Below are 21,109 nucleotides of genomic sequence, written 5' to 3'. Positions count from 1 at the left end.
TAAGTAAAATACGCAAATTTTTATCTTACAAGGAGAGTATATGAGGTTATTTGGACTTCTAGGCTTGTTTTTTGCTATAGCCTTTGGTGCTGACGGAGAAGCTGCGGCTATTGACTTAACTACTACATGGGCGGGAATTTTATCGCTTATCATTTTTGTTGTTGGATACTTTTTCATAGCAGCAGAAGAGAATTTTCACATCGACAAGGCAAAACCTGCTATCTTTATCGGCACTTTTATGTTTTTGCTAATCGGCGTTTATATGCTTATAAATGGCATGGATGTGCATTCGCTAGAGCACGAGGTAAATCACCTGATCTTAGAGATAGCTCAGATCGTCTTTTTCTTAATGGTAGCGATGACATTTATCGAAGCACTTGTTGAAAGAGATGTATTTAACGCACTTAAATACAACCTAGTTTCAAAAGGCTACACTTACAGAAAGCTATTTTGGCTAACTGGTATTTTGGCATTTTTCATTAGCCCAGTGGCTGATAACCTAACAACAGCGCTTATCCTATCAACTGTTCTTTTAACGATAGATAGAAATAATACAAATTTCCTAGTCGCAGGTGCGATAAACATCGTCGTAGCAGCAAATGCAGGCGGAGCGTGGAGCCCATTTGGCGATATCACTACACTTATGGTTTGGGCAGCTGGCAAGTCACCATTTTTAGACTTTTTCGCACTTTTCCCAGCTTCATTTATCGGCTGGTTTGTGACAGCGTTTTTACTTTCACGCATCGTGCCAAATACTGCGCCTCATTTTGACGTCGCAAATGAGCCAAAAGTGGTTATGAAAAAGGGCGGTAAAGCGGTTATCTTTATAGGTGCATTTACTATCTTTTGTGCAGTTATGATGCACCAGTTATTTCACTTACCAGCGATGTGGGGCATGATGTTTGGCTTCTCACTACTTAGCCTTTACACATATTATTTCAAAAAAGCTCACAAAGACGAAGAGCCTATGAACGTCTTTCACTATATGTCAAAGATCGAGAACAACACGCTATTTTTCTTCTTTGGAATTTTAGCTGCAGTTGGCGCTCTTCACTTTGCTGGATTTTTAAATTACGCTGTGTCACTTTATGATAAATTTGGCTCAACACCTGTAAATATCGGAGTTGGCTTCCTCTCAGCAGTCGTCGATAACGTCCCTGTTATGTCAGCTGTGCTAAAAGCAAATCCAGCAATGGGAGCTGATGCAGGCGAGGCGATGAGTCAGTGGCTACTTGTGACACTTACAGCTGGTATCGGCGGTTCGATGATCAGCTTTGGCTCAGCAGCTGGCGTTGGAGTAATGGGTAAATTAAAAGGAATTTATACCTTTGGTGCACATATGAAATATGCATGGATGGTAGTTTTAGGATACATCGTATCACTCATTGTTTGGTATGTGCAGTTTGAAATTTTTCACATCTACTTTTAAAAGGTTATAAATGAACAATACGATTATAGTTTTGGACTTTGGTTCGCAGTATACTCAGCTAATAGCTAGAAGGCTAAGAGAAGAAGGAGTTTATACTGAAATTTTGCCATTTAACGCAAAACTAAGCGATATAAAGGCGAAAGATCCAAAAGGTATCATTCTAAGTGGTGGTCCAGCTAGTGTTTATGCTAAAGATGCCTACTTTTGCGATAACGGCGTCTTTGAGTTAAATATCCCTATACTTGGCGTTTGCTACGGTATGCAGCTACTTGCTCACACGCATGGTGCTGAGGTTTTAGCCGCTGATCACAAAGAGTACGGCAAGGCTGAACTTAGCGTCGTAAAAGAGCACGATCTTTTTAAAGATACACCTTCAAAACAAATCGTATGGATGAGTCATAGCGACTATGTAAAAGACCTGCCAAAGGGCTTTGAGGCGATTGCGATTAGCGAAAATTCGCCTTATTGTGCTTTTGGCGATGATAAGCGTAAATTTTATGCGATCCAGTTTCATGCAGAGGTGCAACATAGCGAGTATGGCACGCAAATTTTAAAGAATTTTGCTAAATATATCTGTGGCTGCGAGAGCACATGGAACATGGGAAGCTTCGCTAAAAATAAGATAGAAGAGATCAGAAAAACAGTGGGCACTCACAAGGTGCTTTGTGCAGTTAGCGGTGGCGTGGATAGCTCTGTAACTGCAGCACTTTTAGCAGCTGCTGTGCCTGAAAATTTGATCCTTGTTTTTGTCGATAACGGACTTCTTAGAACAAACGAAAAAGAGCAGGTTGAGGCTACATTTAGAACAAAGCTTGGTGTTGAGCTAGTTAGTATAGATGCGAGTGAGATCTTTCTTGGTCGCTTGGCCGGCGTCGTTGATCCTGAAAAAAAACGCAAGATCATAGGCGAGACATTTATAGAAATTTTTGAAAAAGAGGCTAAGAAACATGGCGATGTAAAATTTCTAGCTCAAGGCACTCTTTATACTGACATCATCGAAAGCTCAGTCGTTGGCTCAAGCAAGACGATAAAGAGCCACCACAACGTTGGCGGCTTGCCTGATTGGATGACATTTGAGCTGATAGAGCCTTTAAGAGAAATTTTTAAAGATGAGGTTAGAAAGCTAGGACTTGAGCTTGGACTAAGCCGCGAGCTAGTCTTCCGCCACCCTTTCCCTGGACCTGGTCTTGCTATCCGCATCATGGGTGAGGTAAATAAACCAAGCCTAGAGCTACTTCGCAAAGCTGACGTGATCTTGCGCGATGAGCTAAAAAGTAGTGGCTGGTATAACAAAACTTGGCAGGCATTTTGCGTACTTTTAAATGTAAATTCTGTTGGCGTTATGGGTGATAACCGCACCTACGAAAACGCTGTTTGTGTGCGCGTGGTCGATGCGAGTGACGGCATGACTGCAAGCTTTTCAAGGCTTCCTTATGACCTGCTTGAAAACGTAAGCCGCCGCATCATAAACGAAGTAAATGGCATAAACCGCGTAGTCTATGACATCTCAAGCAAGCCACCTGCAACTATCGAGTGGGAGTAAGAACCTCTTTAAAGCTGGCCGATAGATGATATATTACGCTAGCTTTAATCCTAAAATCAAAATATAAAATTAGCTCTTTTAAATAAATGCTTTCAATAAGCTATTTAAAGACAAAAAAAGAGCACTTGAATTTATACCTTTTTTTTAAAGTAAAAATGTAGATTTAAGTTACACAACAAAGTTTCTGTTAGATATAAGCAAAATAGTAAATTTGCAGCTGCCTAGACGGTCATAGAAAATTTATGAGCTAAAAACATTTTGCATCATCTTATAAATACCACTTAAAAAATTATGCAAGTATCAAAAAATGTTTTTCTGAAATTGATGCGTTTTTATAAAAAACCAAACACTTTTTGCTTATTTAATAAGTTCAAACCAAATTCTCAAAAATTGGCTGTAAATTTATATTTCTCTGATCCTGCCGATCGCTTCAGCGAATTTAAGCTCTTTGTTTTCAAAAAGGTTGTATTCGATCGCATCTTTTTCGCTAAGTATGACAATGGTTGAGCCAAGCTCGAAATTTCCTAGGCGCTCGCCCTTTTTGATATGTAAATTTTCATACTCATAAATTTGCGTAAAATTTGCCATAGCATTTGTTTGAATGCGCTCATCAAAGCAAAATTTCATCTTGCCAACGTTTAAGGCACCAACGAAGACTAGCCAAAGTTTTTTGCCATTTTTCATCTCGCAAAGTAGCGCCACACGCTCGTTTTTAGTATAAAGGCTATCGACCTTGCCAAGCCATTTTACTGCCACACTGTAAAGCTTACCAGGGATATAGACCGCTTTTTTTATCGTAATGTCGCAAGGTGCATGATAGTGGTGATAGTCTTTTGGGCTAAGATAGATGTTTGCAAAGTCAAACTCGCCTTCAAGCTCGCCCTGCCCTAAAAGCTCCTTTAGACCGTAATTCATACCTTTTATGCTAAAAGCTTCTAGCTCTTTTGTGGTACCAAAGCTAAGGCAGGTGCCATCAACCGGACTTATAAATATCTCATCTGCTGCGTCAAATTCTCTTGGCTTTAAGAGCTCTCTGGTGAAAAGTTCGTTTAAATTTTTATACTCATTTGCCGGCTTAAACTCACTCATATCGATCTTAAAAAGCTTTACGTAAAAGGAGTTGATGAGCTCTTGAAGCGGTTTGAAAAAATTTAATTTTGCAACTTTACCAAAAATTTGAGAGAAGAGATTGTCCTTGTTCATTTTATTCCTTGCTTAAATTTAAAATAGCGATCTCACTTGGAGCAAAGATCCTAACTGGAGGCCCCCAAAATCCTGCGCCGCTACTAACATAAGCTTGCATTTTATCATTAATCTTATAAAGCCCATGTAAAAAACCCTGATCCAGCAAAACTAGGATACTAAAAGGGAAAATTTGTCCAGCATGCGTGTGGCCGCAAAGGACTAGATCGACATCTTTTTGCATAGTTTTTATAAATTTTGGCTGATGAGAGAGTAGGATGGTCGGCAAATTTGGGTCACATCCTGCTAGCGCTTCGTCTAAATTTGGCTCTAAATTTTTAAATCTTATGCCAGCTAGATCATAGACCCCAGCTAAATTTATGCCAGCTATTTTTTCATTTTTATTGCCAAGTATCCTAATGTCAAGAGCGCGAATTTTTTCTAGTATCCCATCAACTCCGTGGTAGTATTCGTGATTGCCAGGGACATAAAAGGTGCCGTAGGTGCTTTTAAGATTTTTTAATGGATCTAAAAAATCACCTATAAGTTCAGCTCTCATATCAACCAAGTCGCCAACTATCACCACCAGATCTGGTCTAGCTAAATTTATCTCTTTTACAAGCTCAGCCACAAAATCCTTCTGCAAAAACTCGCCAATGTGCACATCGGTTATCATAGCTATTTTTAGATCACTTTGTAAATTTTTTATTTTTATACTAATCTGTCTGATCTTTGGCGGAGTAAGTGCATTAAAAATTCCTTTCAAAAAGCAAGCAACTAAAAAAATGACAAATGTCACATCAAAGCAAAATTTAATAAATTTTCGTCTTGTGGGATTAAAACGCGCTTTTGAGCAAACGGATCTAACAATATCATAAAACAAACTAACACCAAATAAAAATAAAGAAAAACCAATGAGAGTTCCTGCTATCAAATATAGCTCTATATTTAAAAAAGAAAATCTTAGTTGAAGAACAAATACAAACTCAAGCACACTAATAATGTAGAAGAATATGCGAATTTTTTTAAGATGTGGAGTAAAAAAAGATACCTTTTTTATAAAACGTTTATATGAGTATAAATTTGTAAAAACACTAAAGATAAATGCCCCAATAATGATCCGAAAAAGTCCCAAAATATCTCCTTGAAAACAAAGATTATATTTTATATTTTTAAATTTACATTATAAATTTTATTAATTATTTAGAACAATTTGTAGTGCTAAACCGTATGATTTTATAATTTAAATTTATAAAAATAATTATTAAAAGGTATTTGCTTTAGGATAATAACTAAAAGATAAAATTTGGAATTTAAAAATAAAAAGGTGGGAAAACTCCCACCTTAAAAAAGATTACTGGACTTTGCCAGATTCAATTCTTTCTTTATAGATTTTGCGAAGTTTTCTAATGTCGTTCTTAACTTCGAATACACCATGCCAGTGTGAGTAGTCAGGACCACCCATTAGAGCGCCTTGTCTCATACGACGACCTTCGTGGTGCCACATATGATAGTAGATATCTTGGAATTCATCTTCCCAAGCATCTGCAAGTAGTAAGTTTTTAGCTTTCAACTCTTCAAGCATCTTAGTTGCTTCAGCATTGTAAACATTATAAAGCTCTACTTGCTTATCACCCATAATGAAGAAGTTATCTGTATGAGTTGATGTATGGCAAGCTTTACAAACTAGCTTCATCTCAGCTCTTGCTGCTTCTGGTCCATTTGGATGACCTGCAAGTGGCGTTCCTATGGTTAGTTTGCCAGTTTTTTCGTAAACAACAGCAGCTTGTTCATCACCAGCTGTTCTTAGCTTACTGCTGACGCCCCATAGGTTCCATTTTAGTCTTCTTGAAACATTGTGAGTTGTTGTTGTTTCACCAACACCACTCATGTGGCAAGCTGCACAAGTTGGAGCTCTAAAGTCTGGTACATCCCATGTATCAGGAGCAGCATCAAAATTCCATTTGTGAGCTTCGCTATTATAGATATGTCCGTGCATTGAGTTGTTAAAGATCTCAATATCTGGGTGATCAGGTCCAAGGTGGCAAGATGCACAAGCAGCTGGTTTTCTAGCTTCAGCTACGCTAAATGTGTGCGCGCTGTGACATGATTTACAGTTACCTACGCCACCATCTGGATAAACATTGCCTATACCATAGTTTGGCCAAGTCTCTTTTGTAGGTTTGTGATCAGCGTCTAGTTTGATGACGGTTCCGTGGCACTGTGTACAACCAGTAGCGTCTGGAGCCATTTTGTATTCTGGATGATCCATACCTTCATAGTGATACATTAGTTTCACCATTGCAGGATTAGCATACATTTGCATAGCAGCTCTTGCGTGACCGCTCTTTACTAGTTCATCAACTTCGTTTTCGTGGCACTTAGCACAAGTTTTTGGGCTAACTAGCATTGAAACATGGTTGTTAGAATCTTTTGGATGCACCTTAACTGAAGCCATAGGATTATCTGCATTTACAGAGTGGCAATCCATACAACTTACGCCAACGTGAGCGTGGCGACTATTTTTCCAATCGGCAACTATGCCGGGTGTCTCTTTAGCGTGGCACTCAACACAGCTTTTTGATAAGTCTGACATTTTGTGAGCAACTTTAATGTTTTTTACAACATTAAGGTTTAAAGCGTCAGATTTATTTGCATCCATGTTTGCGGCAAAGCCAAAAGACATTAGACAGGCTAATAACATTAGCGACTTTTTAAACATCTCTCCTCCTTACTTGGTTTTATTGTTTTCTTGTTTTTTAATTGCTTCAAATTTATCGATTTGTAGTCCTAAATTCTTGTGACCAACATGCTCGTGGCAGTCAACACATGATTTCTTATTAGGATTTCCAAGAACAAAATAATCTCTATGTGGCAAGAATGATTTACCAGCTTGAATAACATTTTTTAAATTTGAGTGACAAGTCAAACATCCACTATCATAGACAAAGTGAGATGCGTGCTCGCGCTTTTTACGCCAGTCGATCTTGTCCGTATCTGTAAAAAATGTCTTATAGCCATCATTTATCGATACTTTAAGTTTTGTAAGTACATAGGTATAGGCACTTGTATGATTTAGGTGACAGGCTGAACATTCAGCTTTTATGCCAAGCTTGTTATTGCCGCCGTGTACATCTTCATGATATGCAGCATTCATAGGATCCATCGTGTGACAAATGGTACAGATGTAGCCGCTACCAGTCGCATGAAGTGCATCAGCTATGCCCATAGAAGCGATAAGGCCGATTACGATGCCTATTATCACAGATGACCAAACAAAAAATTTCTTCTTAACTTCAGCCAAAATTTCCTCCTGAATTTATCAATATATCGTAAATTTTTACGAAAATTTTAGACGAATACTATCCAAAAATATATAAATTTTTTCTTTAAGTAAATGAAAATATTTATTTGATATTAACTTTCAATAAGAATAAATTTCTTGTAGGCCACCTACATTTTTTTCCAAAATTTGGTTCTTCTCATCAAGTTTGACTAAACCATTTGTTTTAAATTTATTTAAAATTCTCGAAAAAGTTTCTGGAGTCATATTAAGTATTGATGAAATTTTTGTATGCTTTAGTTCATTAAATAGATCTTCGTGATTTAAAATGAACCTAGCCACCTTCTCTTCGGAGCTAAGTATTAGTTCCTGGTGTAGTAAATTTGTAGTTATTCTTATCTTTTGAGCCATTGATTTTAGAAATTTCATGCAAATTTCTGGCTTTGTTAAAAATTGTGCTTCAAATTTTTCATAATTTATCTTTAAAACCTCGCCAGAGATAGTAAAAATGGCGCTTGCTGGATAAGGGATATTTTCAAAATTTACAACTTCAGCTACAAAATTCATAGGTGCAAGCTGATGGATAAAAATTTCCTTGCCATTTGCCGTAGTTTTATAAAGTTTAACCGAGCCAGTTATCAAAAATGTAAGCCACTTTGGCTCCTCGCCCTCTATAAATAAAAACTCGCCTTTTTTGTATTTTTTAACAACACTTATTGCTTCAAGTTTGGCTAGGTCATCGGCGCTTAGACCTTGAAAAAATGGGATTTGTTCTATCATATTTCACTCGCTTTTAAGATAAAAAAGCATTTTAGCATAAAAAATAGGACAAAATTTAACGGATTTCAAAGGGAGCTTTCTCCCTTTGATTTAAGAATTTATTTTTTAAGAAGATCTCTGATCTCAGTTAGAAGTGCTATATCAGCTGGAGTTTCAGGCTCTGCAGGAGCTGCCTCTTCTTCTTTTGGTAGTTTATTTTTAAGTGTATTTAAGGCTTTGATGACGCAAAAAATACAAAATGCGATGATTAAAAAATCAACCATTGTTTGTATAAATGAGCCATAGTTTATAGTAACTGCTGGCGCACCTTCAGCTGCTTCTTTTAGTGTTAGCTTAAGATCAGTGAAATTTACACCGCCTGTTATAACACCAACAACTGGCATAATAATATCGCCAACTAGCGATGAAACGATCTTTCCAAATGCCCCACCGATAACAACACCAACTGCCATATCTATGACATTTCCGCGCATCGCAAATTCTTTAAATTCGCTGATAAAACTCATTCTTTCTCCTATAAATAGTTAAATTTTCGTGCGGATTTTATAAAAAATATGCTTTGCTTAGCCTAAAAATTTAAAATTACATAACTTTAAATTTATCAAGCGAGTGTTATAATCCAAACTTCAAATTTAACGTAAGGAATGAGCTTATGTATCGTTTTGCACCCTCTCCAACAGGAGATATGCACATAGGAAATTTACGTGCTGCTATTTTCAACTATATTTGTTCTTTGCAAGATAAAAGTGGCTTTATTTTACGCATAGAAGATACCGACAAAGAGCGAAATATCGAGGGAAAAGAGAAAGATATCTTAGAAATTTTAAGCAAATTTGGCATAAAACCAGAGCAAATTTACATCCAAAGTGAAAATTTAAAATTCCACAGACAGCTTGCATCAAAGCTTCTCATCGACAAAAAGGCCTTTGCTTGCTTTTGCACCGAAGAAGAGCTCGAAGCAAAAAAACAAAAAGCAAAAGAGCAAGGCGTGGCATATAGATATGACGGCACCTGCGAGAGGCTAAGCGACGCTGAAGTTTTAAACTGCGAGAAGCCATTTGTCATCCGCATGAAAAAACCAACACGCACGATGAGCTTTACAGACGCGATCAAGGGCGAGCTAAGCTTTGAGCCAGACGCTGTTGATAGCTTTGTCATCATGAGAGCAGACAAGACTCCGACTTACAACTTCGCCTGCGCAGTTGATGATATGCTTGAGGGCGTCACCTTTGTCATACGCGGCGAGGATCACGTGAGCAACACACCAAAGCAAGACCTCATACGCGAGGGGCTTGGCTACACTGGCAAGATGAACTACGCGCATTTGCCTATCCTTTTAAATATAGAGGGTAAAAAAATGAGCAAACGCGAGAACGAATCAAGCGTAAAATGGCTCTTTGAGCAGGGATTTTTACCTGAGGCGATCGCAAACTATCTGATACTTCTTGGCAACAAAACTCCAACTGAAATTTTTACGATCGAAGATGCAGTAAAGTGGTTTGATATAACCAAAATTTCACGCTCACCTGCTAGATTTGACGTGAAAAAACTTGAGCAGATAAATAGAGAGCACATCAAACTTGCTTCAAAAGAGCGCATAAAAGAGATCTTTGGCGTGGATGAGATCAAGGTTGAGCTAGTTAAATTTTACACTCAAGAAAGCTCTCTAGTGCCTGAGATAAAGGCAAAAGTAGAGGCTATATATTCGCCAAAAATAGCTCCAGATGAGTACAAAAACGAATTTGAGATCATCAAAAAAGCAGCTCGTAATTTAAAACCGTGCGAGAGCTTTGATGAGTTTAAAAAAGAGCTTATGAGCGCTACAAATTTAAAAGGTAAAAACTTTTTCATGCCACTACGTGCGCTTCTTACAAACGACCTTCACGGCCCTGAGCTTAGCGAGCTCTATCCGCTCATCAAAGATGATCTAGGCAAAATTTTAATCTAGGAGCAAAAATGATACTTTCCACCCTATTTTCAGCGATCGCGAACATTTTGCACCTTATCATCACGGTCTATACGTGGATCATCATCGCAGCGGCTCTGATTAGCTGGGTCAAGCCTGATCCTAGCTCGCCAGTCGTACAGCTACTTTACAGGCTGACTGATCCTATTTATAGCTTCATCAGACGCTACATCAAAACAGAATTTAACGGCATCGACTTTGCCCCACTCATCGTGCTTTTAGCACTTCAACTCATAGATCAATTTTTAATAAGGCTTTTATTTGTTTTTGCTGCGTCACTTTAGTATCCTCTCTTTAGCCTGCGTTGCTCTTTTAGCTAAAATTTACACCTACGAGGAGCTAAAAAACGAGCCAAAAAGCCTTGCAAAAGACTACTACATAAACCGCCTTATAAACGAGGGCAGCTACACAAAGGAGCAGATAGCTGAGCTTTCACGCGACGTTTTTAGAAAAAGTGGCTTAGTTCAAAAATCAATCAATAAAATTTTACCTCCCAAAGCAGCCCCTAGCAAGTGCCCTGGCATAAGCGCAAGCAATATCACAAGTGCTAGCTTGGCTTGCCAAAATTTACTAACAACGATGAGCTTTTCTCTAAAGCTTGATAGCAAAACTCGTGAAATTTTAGCGGCAAATCTTGCAGCCACAAACCCAGAAAAAGCTAGAATTTTACGCACTTTAAACGAGCCAAACCCGGCTCTTAGCTTTGCAAATGCAAACGATACAAAGAGCTTTTTAGAGCTTTTTAATGCTTCAAACCCGCAAAGTAAAAGTGCTCTTTTTAGCGTAAATTTTGAAGCGAATTTTATGAACAAGCTCTACATGCAAAAGGGCTTTACAAATTTATTAAACGATGTCGTATTTAATAAAAAATACGAAGGCTTTAGAAGAAATTTACTTAGCATAGATACAGCTGTAACTGAAAAAAGTGACGCATTTACACTTGGGCTAAACGCTATCTTGCTTGGTCAAAATGACGTTGCATTTAGTTTTTTCACAAGAGCTAAAAACACCTTTGATAGGGCTTGGCAAAGGGACAATGCCACATTTTGGCAATATGAGCTAAGCGGCGATGAGAGCTTTTTAAAAGAGCTAAGTGCTAGCAAAGATGCAAATATCTACTCACTTTACGCAAGAGATTTGGTCGGTGGCGAGCCACTTGAGGTGATAGTGCCAAGGCCTAGCAAGCAAAATATTGAAAATTTTGATGTAAGCGATCCGTTTTTATGGAACAAAACCGCAGCTCTTGCAAAAGATATGAACGCCACGCAAGCAAGCGAATTTGCTATGAAATTTTACACAAACGAGAGCATCGGCGCATACGCATACTTTATGCAAAAGGCGCATGGCTGGGAGAAGCAGTACTTTTTGATGCCAAACTCGCCTGAGCTTGAGGGCATCAGCACTGAGCGAAAGTCGATGATCTACGCACTAGCAAGACAAGAGAGCCTCTTTATCCCAAGCGTCGTTTCTACCTCTTACGCCCTTGGTATGATGCAGTTTATGCCATTTCTTGCAAATGCGATCGGCAAAAAAGAGCTAAAAATTCCAAATTTTGACCAGGACGATCTTTTTAAAACAGATGTCGCCTTTAAATTTGCAAATCACCACCTAAACTACCTTGATAAATTTCTTTATCATCCGCTCTTTACGGCCTACGCGTATAACGGCGGTATCGGTTTTACCAAAAAGGTCATCACAAGAGATGATATGTTTAAAGAAGGTAAATTTGAGCCGTTTTTATCGATCGAGCTAGTCCCAGTGGCTGAGACTAGAAACTACGGCAAGAAGGTGCTTGCAAACTACGTGATCTATATGGCGCTTAATGGTTCCAGTATAAAGATTTCGCAACTTTTCGAAAATTTAACAAAACCGGCTTTGACTGATAAATTTCGAAACTAAGCGCGAGATCATCGCTTTGCTTACTTGGTGCGGTCACTTCATAATAGACCGCCCAAGGCATAGAAAATCCAGCAAATTTAAGCATCTCGTCACTTTCATCAAGCAGCCTTGCGCTTGTGGCATTTGAGTCGCCATTTACCTTTATGTTGCTCAAATTTTGCGCATGCTCTTTTGGGTTTATGGCTACTAAAAAGTGCTCTTTGCTCTCGTCTAAATTTGAGTTATATATAGGATTTAGATAGGTTGCGATTATGAGCGTTCTATCGGTGCCATCGATGATCTCGTTCTTGCTTGTGTAGGCTAAGAGCTCATTTTTTAGTGGCTCATGCACGATCACTTTTTGATCGGCACAACCAAATATCATCAAAATAAATATAAAAAATAGTGTAAATTTTCTCATAAAAAACTCTTAAAACATTAAATTTTCTCGCATTTTAGCATTTTATTTTTTAAATTTCACTCATAAATTTTAAAGCCAATATGAGCTATAATCGCAAGAAATTTTAACGAAAAAGGCTCTTATGAAAAGACTTGCCATTGCTTTTTCTGGCCCTTCAAATAGCGGAAAAACGACACTTATCTTAAAAGTCGCAAAAAAATTTATAGATGATGGACTAAAGGTCGTTGTGGTCAAGCACGACCCAGGCGACAAGGCCAAATTTGACGTTGAAGGCAAGGATAGCTTTAAATTTTCTCAGGCAGGAGCTGACGTAGTCGTGATGAGTCCGACTAGAACGACTTACTTTTCGCAAAGCTCACAAGGCATAGACGAGGTCATAAGGATGATCGGCGAGTTTGACATGCTCTTAGTCGAGGGGCTAAAGACGCTGCCACTGCCAAGACTAAGCGTCTTTAGAGGCGAGATCGATGAAGCTTATCTTAGCTTTTCAGATGCGATCGCCACTTATAAAAAGCAGATCCCTTACGAGATCACAAATCTAAATTTAGACGATATAGACGCCATTTGTGCGTGGATAATCAAAAATGCAAAGGCTGTATAATGCAAGAACTAAACCAAATTTTTAACACAATAAAAGATATCGCAAAAGAGATAAGCGAGGTCATAAAATACGCCGATCTTGGCTATACAACTCACGAAAACGCAACTGGCGACACCCAGCTAAAGCTTGATGTCAAAAGCGATGAGATCATCACAGCTAAATTTAAGCAGCTTTCATGCGTAAAAGCGTTAATTAGCGAAGAGAAAGAGGACGAACTTGAGATAAATAAAAACGCTAAATTTATCATCGCTTACGATCCACTAGATGGCTCAAGCTTAGTTGATGTAAATTTCGCCGTTGGTTCGATCTTTGGCATCTACGAAGACGAGGTAAAACCAGAAAATTTAATAGCCGCAGCTTACAGCATCTATGGTCCAAGACTTGAGCTAGTAATTGCCGAGAAAAAGGGCGCTTTGCCTAAATTTTACAGGCTTGGTAAAGATGGCGAGTTTAAATTTGTAAAAGAGCTTGAGCTAAAAGAAAAAGGCAAGCTAAACGCCACAGGAGCTACGCAAAAAGGCTGGAGCCAAACGCATAGAAATTTCATAAACGAGCTATTTAACGAGGGTTACAGGCTAAGATACTCAGGTGCGATGGTGAGCGACTTGCATCAAATTTTACTAAAAGGCGGCGGTCTTTTTAGCTACCCAGCAACGAGCGATCATCCAAATGGCAAGCTAAGGGTTGTCTTTGAAGTGTTGCCATTTGCCTTTATATATGAAAACGCAAAGGGCGCAACCTCAAACGGCAAAAACCAAACACTTTTTGATATAAAAATAGAAAAAATTCACCAAACTACGCCATGCTTCTTTGGTTCGCGTGATGAAATTTCTCTTTTGCATAAATTTTACGAGCAAAAATAATGCAAGAAGCACAAGCAAACGAGCCACTTGACGCATTTGAGCTAGCCCTAAAACAAAAGGCTAAAATCATGCAAGAGTGCCAAGAGCAAAAAGGGCGCAAAAGCTGTTTTAACTGCGAGGCATTTTTTGACTGTGAGACGAGGATAGAGTATGTAAATAGCTGCTACAACTCGATGTCAAAAGGCAACACCGGCAGTGACGGCGGATTTGATTTTTAAATTTAAAGGAAAAATATGAAAGAAAAAGCTTATATAACCACTCCGATTTATTACGTAAATGACGTGCCACACATCGGCCACGCCTACACGACCATCATCGCTGATACGCTAGCTAGATTTAACCGTTTGCAAGGCAAAGAGACCTACTTTATGACCGGCACAGACGAGCATGGTCAAAAGATCGAGCAAGCAGCTCGCGCTAGAGGCAAAACGCCAAAAGAGTACGCTGATGAGATCAGTGCGAAATTTAGATCGCTTTGGGATGAATTTGAGATAAGCTACGACCATTTTATAAGGACAACCGACGAAGAGCACAAGCAAACCGTGCAAAATGTCTTTGAAAAGATGCAAGCAAACGGCGATATCTACAAGGGCGAGTACGAGGGCTTTTACTGCGTTAGCTGCGAGACATTTTTCAACCAAAGAGACCTGCTCGAGGACAACCGCTGTCCAGACTGCGGCCGCGTGACATCTTTAGTTAAAGAAGAGAGCTACTTTTTCAAGCTTTCAAAATACGAAGACGCGCTTTTAAAATGGTACGAAAACTACGAACTTTGCGTCATCCCAAAGGGCAAGAAAAACGAGGTCGTAAGCTTTGTAAAAGGCGGGCTAAAAGACCTCTCTGTGACAAGGACGAGCTTTGACTGGGGTATAAAGCTACCAAAGAGCGCAAACGACGACAAACACGTTATGTATGTCTGGCTTGACGCGCTCATAAACTACTTAACAACACTAGGATACTCAAGAGATAACGCCAGAATGGACTTTTGGCCGCATACGACACACATCGTTGGCAAGGACATTTTACGTTTTCACGCAGTTTATTGGCCGGCATTTTTGATGAGCCTTGGCTTGCCACTACCAAAACACGTCGCAGCGCACGGCTGGTGGACGATAGATGGCGAAAAGATGAGCAAAAGCAAGGGCAACGTCATCAACCCAAGAGAGGTCGCAAACGCTTATGGACTTGAAAATTTCAGATACTTTTTGCTTAGAGAGGTGCCCTTTGGTCAAGATGGCGACTACAGCCAAAAAGCCTTGATCGAGCGCATAAACTCAGAGCTTGGCAACGGACTTGGCAACCTGCTAAGCCGCATAGTAGGCATGAGCGCAAAGTATAGCGACTATAAAATTGACTCAAAAGATGTGATCAAATTTCATAAAGCCGAGCTTGATGAGGCGAAGGGCTATCTTGATGAGGCGATAAAAAATTTAGAAAATTTAGCTACAAACCGCTATTTAGAAGATCTTTGGAAGGTCGTAACGCTTGCAAACGCAGCCGTTGCGAAGTATGAGCCATGGTCGCTTGTAAAAGCTGGCAAAAGCGACGAGGCAAACGCACTTGTGGCACTTTGCGCAAATTTACTTGCAAAAGTAGCGATACTACTTAGCCCAGCTATGCCAAAAACTTGCGCCAAGATAGCTGACACGCTTGGCTTTAGCATAGATACGGCATCTTATGAAACTCTTGTATTAAAAAATGAAATTTCAAATTTTACTGCAAAAGCCACTGAGCCACTCTTCCCAAGGATAGAAAAAGAGCTAATGGGCGAAGCTAGCGAGCCAAAAGTAGAGGCAAAAGCTGAGCCAAAAGAGGAGAAAAAAGAAGAAGGCATCATTAGCATCGATGACTTTGCCAAGATCGTGATAAAAGTAGGCGAAGTGCTCGAGTGCGAGAGAGTTGAGGGCAGTGAGAAGCTACTTAAATTTAAGATAGATCTTGGCGAGGAGCAGCCACGTCAAATTTTATCAGGCATAGCCAAATACTACGAGCCTAGCTCGCTTGTGGGCAAGCAAGTTTGCGTTTTAGCAAATTTAAAAGAGCGAACGATGATGAAAAAATATGTCTCACAAGGCATGATCCTAAGCGCATCAGACGGCTCGCTAACGCTTCTTGGCACGCAGGGCAAGGTCAAAAACGGCGCGATCGTTGGCTAAATGACGATAGAAAATTTAACCCACATAATAAATGGGCAAATTTTAAACAACCCAAGCATCTCAAGCGTGACTAGCTTCGCGTTTGAGGCTAAAAATATAAAACGAGGCTACGCTCTCATCGCCACGCAAAGCGATCAGATCGCACCTGCGATAAAGCAAGGTGCCTACGCTATCATTAGCGAAGAGGATATCACGCCAAGCGACGATGAGATAGCCTTTATCAAGGTAGCAAGCCTGCAAACGGCTATCATCAAGCTCATGCGCTTTGAGGCGATCCACAAAAATATCAAATTTTGCGCGGTCAATCCCTTTATAAAAGCGCTTTTGGAGAAGTCGCACCTCGAAAAAAACGCCCACGTCATACCTGAAAATTTAACCGAGCTTTTTTATAAAATTTTTCATGCAAATTTGTTTGACACATTTTTTAGCGACGATACGAGGATACTTCAAAGACTCTCGCTACTTTACGAGACAGCCTGGACTGACACAAACATAAGCGTGCTAAATCCAAGCTCGATCTTTTTTACAACGCTCATTTACGACGACAAATACTATCAAAATTTATCCATCCCCCGGGTTTTTGCTGGGATGTTTTGCGGACTTCTTGGCTATCTTAAGAAAAACAATATCGGCTTTAAAGTGACAGAGAGCAGGATTTCATCGCACTTTGACCCAGTCTTTATCGACAAAGACTTTAAGCCAGTTGGCTTTGGAAGTAGTTTTAGAGCGGTGATAGCTGAAGAAGACGAGGAGCTATTTTTGACTGAAAGTATATTTCTAAGGCGAAATTTCAGCGAGAGCGAGCTTAAATTTTGCCTGCCAAAAGATAGCACGCTAAAGGTTGAAAACGCCATTTTTTATGAAAATTTAGACGAGATAAAGAAGCTACAAAATTTCGTCTACGCCCTTGTGCTTTGCAAAAAAGAAGAACTACTTGACAGCCTAAGTCAAAGTAAAGAGCAAGGCGGACTCTTTTAAATTTAGAGCCAGAGCCTAAGCCCTGGCAGTTTTTTTACTCACCTAAGAAATATTTTAGATCAGCTTGCGCGTCGCCGCTAATTGGTCTAACGTTAAATTTATCCACTAAGAAATTTATGATCTCTTCATTGAAAAATTTAGGCAAGCTAGGTCCGACGTTGATGTTTTTGATACCAAGGCTAAATAGCGCTAGCAAGATGATGACCGCTTTTTGCTCCATCCACATTAGCACGATAGAAACTGGTAGGTCATTTACTGCGATGCCTGTTGCCTCGCTTAGCGCAAGAGCGATCTTAACAGCGCCGTTGCTGTCGTTGCACTGACCAAGGTCGATGTAGCGTGGTAGCTCAGTGCCTGGGACGTTGCCAAAGTCGATGTCGTTAAATCTAAATTTACCGCAACTTGAAGTAAGTATCACGCAGTCTTTTGGAAGGCTAGCAGCTAGCTCTCTATAGTACTCGCGTCCCTTGCCAGGCGCGTCACAGCCAGCGATCACGAAAAATCTGCGGATCTTACCTGTCTTTATCGCATCTAAAATTTGTGGGGCTAAAGTTAGGATAGTCTTGTAATGTCCGCCAGTTACTAGGCTCTCGTCGCTATCAAAGCCGCTAACGTCGCCACAGGCTAGTGCGCACTCGATAAGTGGTGTGAAGTCGTCGTTTTCGATGTGTTTTACGCCATTTGTGCCTGCGATCGAGTAGCCAAATAGCCTGTCAGCATATGTGCAGTTTGAGCGTAGTGGCACGATGCAGTTTGTTGTCATTAGTATCGCGCCTTTAAATTCGTTAAATAGCTTGGTTTGGTCAAACCACGCCTTGCCGACGTTGCCTTTTAGGTGGCTATACTTGCGTAGTTCTGGGTATCCGTGAGCTGGTAGCATCTCTGAGTGAGTGTAGATGTTGATGCCTTTATCTTTTGTCGCTTCAAGTAGCGCTTTTAGGGCGTGCAAGTTGTGGCCGCTTACCAAAATAGCCTTACCCTCGACCTTGTTTTGGCTCACTTTTACTGGTGTTGGGATGCCAAATTTAGCCGTGTGAGCCTCGCTTAGCAGGTTCATCACCTCAACGCCAGCACCGCCTACTTCAAGAAGTTGTTTTATGTGCTCATCGAAGTTGAAATTTGAGTTTGTAAGCGTGAAATAAAGCGTATCAGCCATAATGCGATCAACGTTGCTAGTATCAGCGCCAAGCTCGTGTGCGTGGTGGCGGTATGCACTAAGGCCTTTTAAGCCAAAAACCATCGTATCTTGCAAAAGCGCTAGCGTGTCGCTCTTGCCACAGGTGCCCATAGGTTGGCCCTTTGCACCGCATCCATCCTCAGCGCTCATCTCGCACTGATGGCAAAACATCTTCATATCTTTCATCTTTTCTCCTTGTGAATTTAAAAATTTAAGCGGATTTTATCCTAGGTGGCTAGCCATTTTGGTTGATAGCAGTCAAGGAAATTTAAATTTAAATTTTAGTTATTAAATTTAAGATTTTATGATTATGGATATCAAAATATAAATTTGAAATTTGGTACAAAGACTTAATAAAATTTACAAAAAAACGATTTACATTTCAATTTTATTTAAAGGATGAAAATGAAAAATTTATTACTCGCGGTATTTGTCGCTTTTATGCTTTGTGGCTGCGCTCCAAAGGGGATATTTGTGAGTTTGCCAGACGAGCAAGCGCCTTCAAGCATTAGCAAAAAAACCAAAATTTACATCGAAAGCGTCAAAGATGTGAGGGTTTTTGAAAACGACCCAAAACAAGCAAGCACCCCATCTTTATACAAGCACAATGTAAATGAAGTTAGCGCAAAAGAGAAGCAAAAATATATCGGTAGGACGAGAAATGGCTATGGCAAAGGGCTGTGGAACGTCATTTTAGAAAACAACCAAAACGTGAGCTCAGTGCTAAGGTCGCGCATAGAGGAGGCCTTTAAGGAAAACGGCTATCAAGTCGTAAAAGACAAAAGCCTAATCGATGAAAACACGCTCACCGCAAGCGCAAGGATAGTCAAATTTTGGTCGTACATATCGCTTGGTTTTAGCAAGGTTGGGCTAAATATGGATATAGACACGCTTTTAAGCGTCAAAGACAAAGAGATAAAGACCGATCTAAAGCGCTCTGAGTTTTATTTTCTAGTGACAAATGATGACTTTTCAAACATCATAAAAACGTCTTTAAAAGAGTACAAAGAGAAGTTAGCAAAGCAGATAAGTGAGCTAAATTTAGAATAAATTTTAGGCTAGCTACTAAATTTATAGTGGCTAGCTTTTAAATTTCAAGGCAAATTTCACTTTTTGTAAGGGATTTTATCAACGGCGTTTGCTTTTTTAAAGCCATTTAGCCTTAGCCTGCAACTATCACAAAGCCCGCACGCCTCATCTTCGCTCTCGTAGCAGCTCCATGTAAGCTCTATTGGTGAGCCAAGCTCAAGCGACTTTGAGACGATATCAGCCTTGCTTAAATTTACAAGTGGCGTGATGATCTTGCAAGAAAACTCAGCCGACGTGCCTAAATTTATCGCCTCATTTATGCTTTTTATAAAGCTCTCTTTGCAGTCAGGATACCCAGAGCTATCCTCCTCGACCACGCCTATGTAGATCGCCTGCGCTCCTTCTTTTTCAGCAAGTGCTGCGGCGATTGAGATAAATACGCCATTTCTAAACGGCACGTATGTGTTTGGCACATCCTTGCTAACGCCATCTTTTCTTATCTGCATGCTCTTATCAGTTAGCGAATTTCCGCCTATTTGAGCGATGAAGCTAACATCTAAATTTATCTTTTTAACCACGCCCAGTCGCTCACAGATCTCGTCAAACGCGCGCTTTTCCCGATTCATAGTCCTTTGGTTATAGTCAAAATGAAGTGCGACCACATCATACCCAGCCCTCTTTGCTATCACAGCGCAAAGCGTGCTATCCATGCCGCCACTCATTATACAAACTGCTTTTTTCATATTTTGCCTTTTAAATTTGCTAAAATTATACAAAAATTTACTAAGGACAAGCCAAAAATGATACTTTGCGAAGAGAGTTATCCAGAAATTTTAGATCAAATTTGCTCATATCTAACGCCTGGAGAAGTTGAGCTGCTTTTTATCAACAAAGATGAGATGAGAGAGCTAAATAGATCTGAGCGTGGCATAGACAAAACCACTGACGTTTTGAGCTTTCCTCTTGAGCTTGTCATCCACGCCCCACTTGGCTCAATCGTCATAAACAAAGATATGGTAAAAGAAAAAGCAGCCGAACTAAATCACAGCGAAGAGGCCGAAACTGCGCTACTTTTCACACATGGCTTGCTGCATATCTTAGGCTTCGATCACGAAAAAGATGACGGACAGATGAGAGAGAAAGAGTGCGAGATAATAGCTAAATTTAACTTGCCAAAGAGCCTAATCGTAAGAAGCGAGGACGTTAGGCTAATTGATCTAATAAACAAAAAGGGCTGATAAAGCCCCTACATTAAAGAGCCTCTTTTTTTGTCTCTAAATTTTCAACTTTTGGCGCAAAAGCCTTGTTTATCTTTCTTATCCAGATAACAAGCGAGATAAATAAAATGAAGTAAAGCACGTAGCTAGCGATAGGCCAGCTGGTGTTTGTGCCGCTATCTTTTATCGAGATGGCGTTTCTAAACTCGTTTAGCATAGAAATTCTATATCCATAGTATTTGATAGTGACGTTTTTATCGCTATTTGTAAAGCCTTGAGCCTTGGCTTGGATGTCGGCTGAGTTAAATTTAAAATAAAATGGAAAGCCCCACGCCGTATCTTCGTTTCTATAAGCCATAACTTTTTCAGCGTTTTTCGCATCTTTTGTGTAGATGAAGTAGACGTCGCGCACTGGGCCGTCAGCTGGATTTTTAGCGTCTATTATGCCATCTTTATCCATGCGTTTTACGTCGCCGCCAGTTATTTGCACGCTTGCGTAGTGCGGAAATGAAAAATCAACCAAAAAAGCCAAAAATAGGTGCAAAAGCACGACAAACGTAACGCAAATTCTCTTTAAAAATGTCATCATTTCTATCCTTTAAATTT

Annotated in this window: 22 protein-coding genes; 12 read left to right on the top strand and 10 right to left on the bottom strand. The window is 39.8% G+C overall.

The window, feature by feature from the left end; all coding sequences use genetic code 11:
- Nucleotides 1-40: 40 nt before the first annotated feature.
- Both nhaD and guaA read left to right on the top strand, forming a co-directional pair.
- Nucleotides 41-1,429: a sodium:proton antiporter NhaD gene (gene nhaD, locus CYO89_RS05115; RefSeq protein ID WP_009294572.1), complete on the top strand. Its 1,389-nt coding sequence runs from the start codon at nucleotides 41-43 to the stop codon at nucleotides 1,427-1,429.
- Between the two features lie 10 nt (nucleotides 1,430-1,439).
- Complete coding sequence (guaA, locus tag CYO89_RS05110; protein ID WP_009294571.1) at nucleotides 1,440-2,972, top strand: glutamine-hydrolyzing GMP synthase; 1,533 nt, start codon at nucleotides 1,440-1,442, stop codon at nucleotides 2,970-2,972.
- Between the two features lie 402 nt (nucleotides 2,973-3,374).
- Here the strand turns inward: guaA and CYO89_RS05105 are convergent, their stop codons facing one another.
- The 6 genes from CYO89_RS05105 to mscL all read right to left on the bottom strand — a co-directional run bounded on the left by CYO89_RS05105 (nucleotide 3,375) and on the right by mscL (nucleotide 8,723).
- The gene (locus CYO89_RS05105) at nucleotides 3,375-4,175 is read right to left on the bottom strand and encodes a phosphatidylserine decarboxylase (protein ID WP_103597357.1); all 801 of its coding nucleotides are present in this window, start codon (nucleotides 4,173-4,175) and stop codon (nucleotides 3,375-3,377) included.
- A gap of 1 nt (nucleotide 4,176) precedes the next feature.
- Complete coding sequence (locus CYO89_RS05100; protein WP_258032531.1) at nucleotides 4,177-4,920, bottom strand: metallophosphoesterase; 744 nt, start codon at nucleotides 4,918-4,920, stop codon at nucleotides 4,177-4,179.
- A 588-nt stretch (nucleotides 4,921-5,508) separates the two neighbouring features.
- Complete coding sequence (locus tag CYO89_RS05095) at nucleotides 5,509-6,876, bottom strand: multiheme c-type cytochrome (protein WP_103597355.1); 1,368 nt, start codon at nucleotides 6,874-6,876, stop codon at nucleotides 5,509-5,511.
- 9 nt (nucleotides 6,877-6,885) lie between these two features.
- Nucleotides 6,886-7,458 (bottom strand): cytochrome c3 family protein, encoded by a 573-nt coding sequence (locus CYO89_RS05090; RefSeq protein ID WP_009294580.1) that lies wholly within the window; start codon nucleotides 7,456-7,458, stop codon nucleotides 6,886-6,888.
- 120 nt (nucleotides 7,459-7,578) lie between these two features.
- Nucleotides 7,579-8,217 (bottom strand): Crp/Fnr family transcriptional regulator, encoded by a 639-nt coding sequence (locus tag CYO89_RS05085; RefSeq protein ID WP_103597354.1) that lies wholly within the window; start codon nucleotides 8,215-8,217, stop codon nucleotides 7,579-7,581.
- Nucleotides 8,218-8,315: 98 nt separating this feature from the next.
- Complete coding sequence (gene mscL, locus CYO89_RS05080; protein ID WP_009294582.1) at nucleotides 8,316-8,723, bottom strand: large-conductance mechanosensitive channel protein MscL; 408 nt, start codon at nucleotides 8,721-8,723, stop codon at nucleotides 8,316-8,318.
- A 146-nt stretch (nucleotides 8,724-8,869) separates the two neighbouring features.
- On the opposite strand from mscL, the gene gltX reads away from it, so the two are divergent.
- Genes gltX through CYO89_RS05065 form a run of 3 tightly spaced genes read left to right on the top strand, consistent with a single transcriptional unit; the run spans nucleotide 8,870 to nucleotide 12,082 of the window.
- A complete protein-coding gene (gene gltX, locus CYO89_RS05075) occupies nucleotides 8,870-10,165 on the top strand; it encodes a glutamate--tRNA ligase (protein ID WP_103597353.1) in 1,296 nt (431 codons plus the stop codon).
- An 8-nt stretch (nucleotides 10,166-10,173) separates the two neighbouring features.
- Entirely contained in the window at nucleotides 10,174-10,467 is a 294-nt protein-coding gene (locus tag CYO89_RS05070; RefSeq protein WP_103597352.1) for a YggT family protein, read from the top strand.
- Nucleotides 10,445-12,082, top strand: a complete 1,638-nt coding sequence (locus tag CYO89_RS05065; protein ID WP_103597351.1) for a lytic transglycosylase domain-containing protein — start codon at nucleotides 10,445-10,447, stop codon at nucleotides 12,080-12,082. Before CYO89_RS05070 ends, CYO89_RS05065 begins: the two co-directional genes overlap by 23 nt.
- Here CYO89_RS05065 and CYO89_RS05060 read toward each other — a convergent pair.
- Nucleotides 12,003-12,482 carry a hypothetical protein gene (locus tag CYO89_RS05060; protein ID WP_103597350.1) on the bottom strand — a complete coding sequence of 160 codons (480 nt, stop codon included), beginning with the start codon at nucleotides 12,480-12,482 and terminating at the stop codon, nucleotides 12,003-12,005. The two genes, CYO89_RS05065 and CYO89_RS05060, sit on opposite strands and share 80 nt — an antisense overlap.
- A gap of 121 nt (nucleotides 12,483-12,603) precedes the next feature.
- Between CYO89_RS05060 and mobB the strand changes: the two genes are divergently transcribed.
- From mobB to CYO89_RS05035, 5 genes are read left to right on the top strand one after another with little or no spacing between them, the layout of a single operon-like run.
- The gene (mobB, locus tag CYO89_RS05055; protein ID WP_021092954.1) at nucleotides 12,604-13,083 is read left to right on the top strand and encodes a molybdopterin-guanine dinucleotide biosynthesis protein B; all 480 of its coding nucleotides are present in this window, start codon (nucleotides 12,604-12,606) and stop codon (nucleotides 13,081-13,083) included.
- Nucleotides 13,083-13,946: a class 1 fructose-bisphosphatase gene (locus CYO89_RS05050; RefSeq protein WP_002940090.1), complete on the top strand. Its 864-nt coding sequence runs from the start codon at nucleotides 13,083-13,085 to the stop codon at nucleotides 13,944-13,946. Before mobB ends, CYO89_RS05050 begins: the two co-directional genes overlap by 1 nt.
- Nucleotides 13,946-14,164: a hypothetical protein gene (locus CYO89_RS05045; protein ID WP_002940116.1), complete on the top strand. Its 219-nt coding sequence runs from the start codon at nucleotides 13,946-13,948 to the stop codon at nucleotides 14,162-14,164. The genes CYO89_RS05050 and CYO89_RS05045 overlap by 1 nt, the downstream gene beginning before the upstream one ends.
- A 15-nt stretch (nucleotides 14,165-14,179) precedes the next feature.
- The gene (gene metG, locus CYO89_RS05040; RefSeq protein WP_103597349.1) at nucleotides 14,180-16,102 is read left to right on the top strand and encodes a methionine--tRNA ligase; all 1,923 of its coding nucleotides are present in this window, start codon (nucleotides 14,180-14,182) and stop codon (nucleotides 16,100-16,102) included.
- Entirely contained in the window at nucleotides 16,103-17,080 is a 978-nt protein-coding gene (locus tag CYO89_RS05035; RefSeq protein ID WP_103572942.1) for a ferrochelatase, read from the top strand.
- A 34-nt stretch (nucleotides 17,081-17,114) separates the two neighbouring features.
- Here CYO89_RS05035 and hcp read toward each other — a convergent pair whose 3' ends face one another.
- A complete protein-coding gene (gene hcp, locus CYO89_RS05030; protein ID WP_103597348.1) occupies nucleotides 17,115-18,443 on the bottom strand; it encodes a hydroxylamine reductase in 1,329 nt (442 codons plus the stop codon).
- A gap of 219 nt (nucleotides 18,444-18,662) precedes the next feature.
- Here hcp and CYO89_RS05025 point away from each other — a divergent pair, with 219 nt between their 5' ends.
- Nucleotides 18,663-19,307 carry a flagellar biosynthesis protein gene (locus CYO89_RS05025; protein ID WP_103597347.1) on the top strand — a complete coding sequence of 215 codons (645 nt, stop codon included), beginning with the start codon at nucleotides 18,663-18,665 and terminating at the stop codon, nucleotides 19,305-19,307.
- A 56-nt stretch (nucleotides 19,308-19,363) separates the two neighbouring features.
- Here the strand turns inward: CYO89_RS05025 and queC are convergent, their stop codons facing one another.
- Complete coding sequence (queC, locus tag CYO89_RS05020) at nucleotides 19,364-20,062, bottom strand: 7-cyano-7-deazaguanine synthase QueC (protein WP_141090719.1); 699 nt, start codon at nucleotides 20,060-20,062, stop codon at nucleotides 19,364-19,366.
- Between the two features lie 24 nt (nucleotides 20,063-20,086).
- Between queC and ybeY the strand changes: the two genes are divergently transcribed.
- Entirely contained in the window at nucleotides 20,087-20,524 is a 438-nt protein-coding gene (ybeY, locus tag CYO89_RS05015; protein ID WP_103597345.1) for an rRNA maturation RNase YbeY, read from the top strand.
- A 13-nt stretch (nucleotides 20,525-20,537) separates the two neighbouring features.
- Here ybeY and CYO89_RS05010 read toward each other — a convergent pair whose 3' ends face one another.
- Nucleotides 20,538-21,092, bottom strand: a complete 555-nt coding sequence (locus tag CYO89_RS05010) for a DUF1523 family protein (protein WP_103567656.1) — start codon at nucleotides 21,090-21,092, stop codon at nucleotides 20,538-20,540.
- Nucleotides 21,093-21,109 lie beyond the last annotated feature (17 nt).

The organism is Campylobacter concisus, assembly GCF_002913765.1.
Taxonomy (GTDB): Bacteria; Campylobacterota; Campylobacteria; order Campylobacterales; family Campylobacteraceae; genus Campylobacter_A; species Campylobacter_A concisus_BB.
Note: the sequence above shows the minus strand (reverse complement) of the source record. Positions and strands in the feature narration are given on the sequence as shown.

Bases quoted from the DNA above. Each gene is read 5' to 3' on its own strand.
- nhaD (WP_009294572.1), top strand. From the start codon at position 41: ATGAGGTTATTTGGACTTCTAGGCTTGTTTTTTGCTATAGCCTTTGGT.
- guaA (WP_009294571.1), top strand. From the start codon at position 1,440: ATGAACAATACGATTATAGTTTTGGACTTTGGTTCGCAGTATACTCAG.
- CYO89_RS05105 (WP_103597357.1), bottom strand. From the start codon at position 4,175: ATGAACAAGGACAATCTCTTCTCTCAAATTTTTGGTAAAGTTGCAAAA.
- CYO89_RS05095 (WP_103597355.1), bottom strand. From the start codon at position 6,876: ATGTTTAAAAAGTCGCTAATGTTATTAGCCTGTCTAATGTCTTTTGGC.
- CYO89_RS05085 (WP_103597354.1), bottom strand. From the start codon at position 8,217: ATGATAGAACAAATCCCATTTTTTCAAGGTCTAAGCGCCGATGACCTA.
- mscL (WP_009294582.1), bottom strand. From the start codon at position 8,723: ATGAGTTTTATCAGCGAATTTAAAGAATTTGCGATGCGCGGAAATGTC.
- gltX (WP_103597353.1), top strand. From the start codon at position 8,870: ATGTATCGTTTTGCACCCTCTCCAACAGGAGATATGCACATAGGAAAT.
- CYO89_RS05070 (WP_103597352.1), top strand. From the start codon at position 10,174: ATGATACTTTCCACCCTATTTTCAGCGATCGCGAACATTTTGCACCTT.
- CYO89_RS05060 (WP_103597350.1), bottom strand. From the start codon at position 12,482: ATGAGAAAATTTACACTATTTTTTATATTTATTTTGATGATATTTGGT.
- mobB (WP_021092954.1), top strand. From the start codon at position 12,604: ATGAAAAGACTTGCCATTGCTTTTTCTGGCCCTTCAAATAGCGGAAAA.
- CYO89_RS05050 (WP_002940090.1), top strand. From the start codon at position 13,083: ATGCAAGAACTAAACCAAATTTTTAACACAATAAAAGATATCGCAAAA.
- CYO89_RS05045 (WP_002940116.1), top strand. From the start codon at position 13,946: ATGCAAGAAGCACAAGCAAACGAGCCACTTGACGCATTTGAGCTAGCC.
- metG (WP_103597349.1), top strand. From the start codon at position 14,180: ATGAAAGAAAAAGCTTATATAACCACTCCGATTTATTACGTAAATGAC.
- CYO89_RS05035 (WP_103572942.1), top strand. From the start codon at position 16,103: ATGACGATAGAAAATTTAACCCACATAATAAATGGGCAAATTTTAAAC.
- hcp (WP_103597348.1), bottom strand. From the start codon at position 18,443: ATGAAAGATATGAAGATGTTTTGCCATCAGTGCGAGATGAGCGCTGAG.
- CYO89_RS05025 (WP_103597347.1), top strand. From the start codon at position 18,663: ATGAAAAATTTATTACTCGCGGTATTTGTCGCTTTTATGCTTTGTGGC.
- ybeY (WP_103597345.1), top strand. From the start codon at position 20,087: ATGATACTTTGCGAAGAGAGTTATCCAGAAATTTTAGATCAAATTTGC.
- CYO89_RS05010 (WP_103567656.1), bottom strand. From the start codon at position 21,092: ATGATGACATTTTTAAAGAGAATTTGCGTTACGTTTGTCGTGCTTTTG.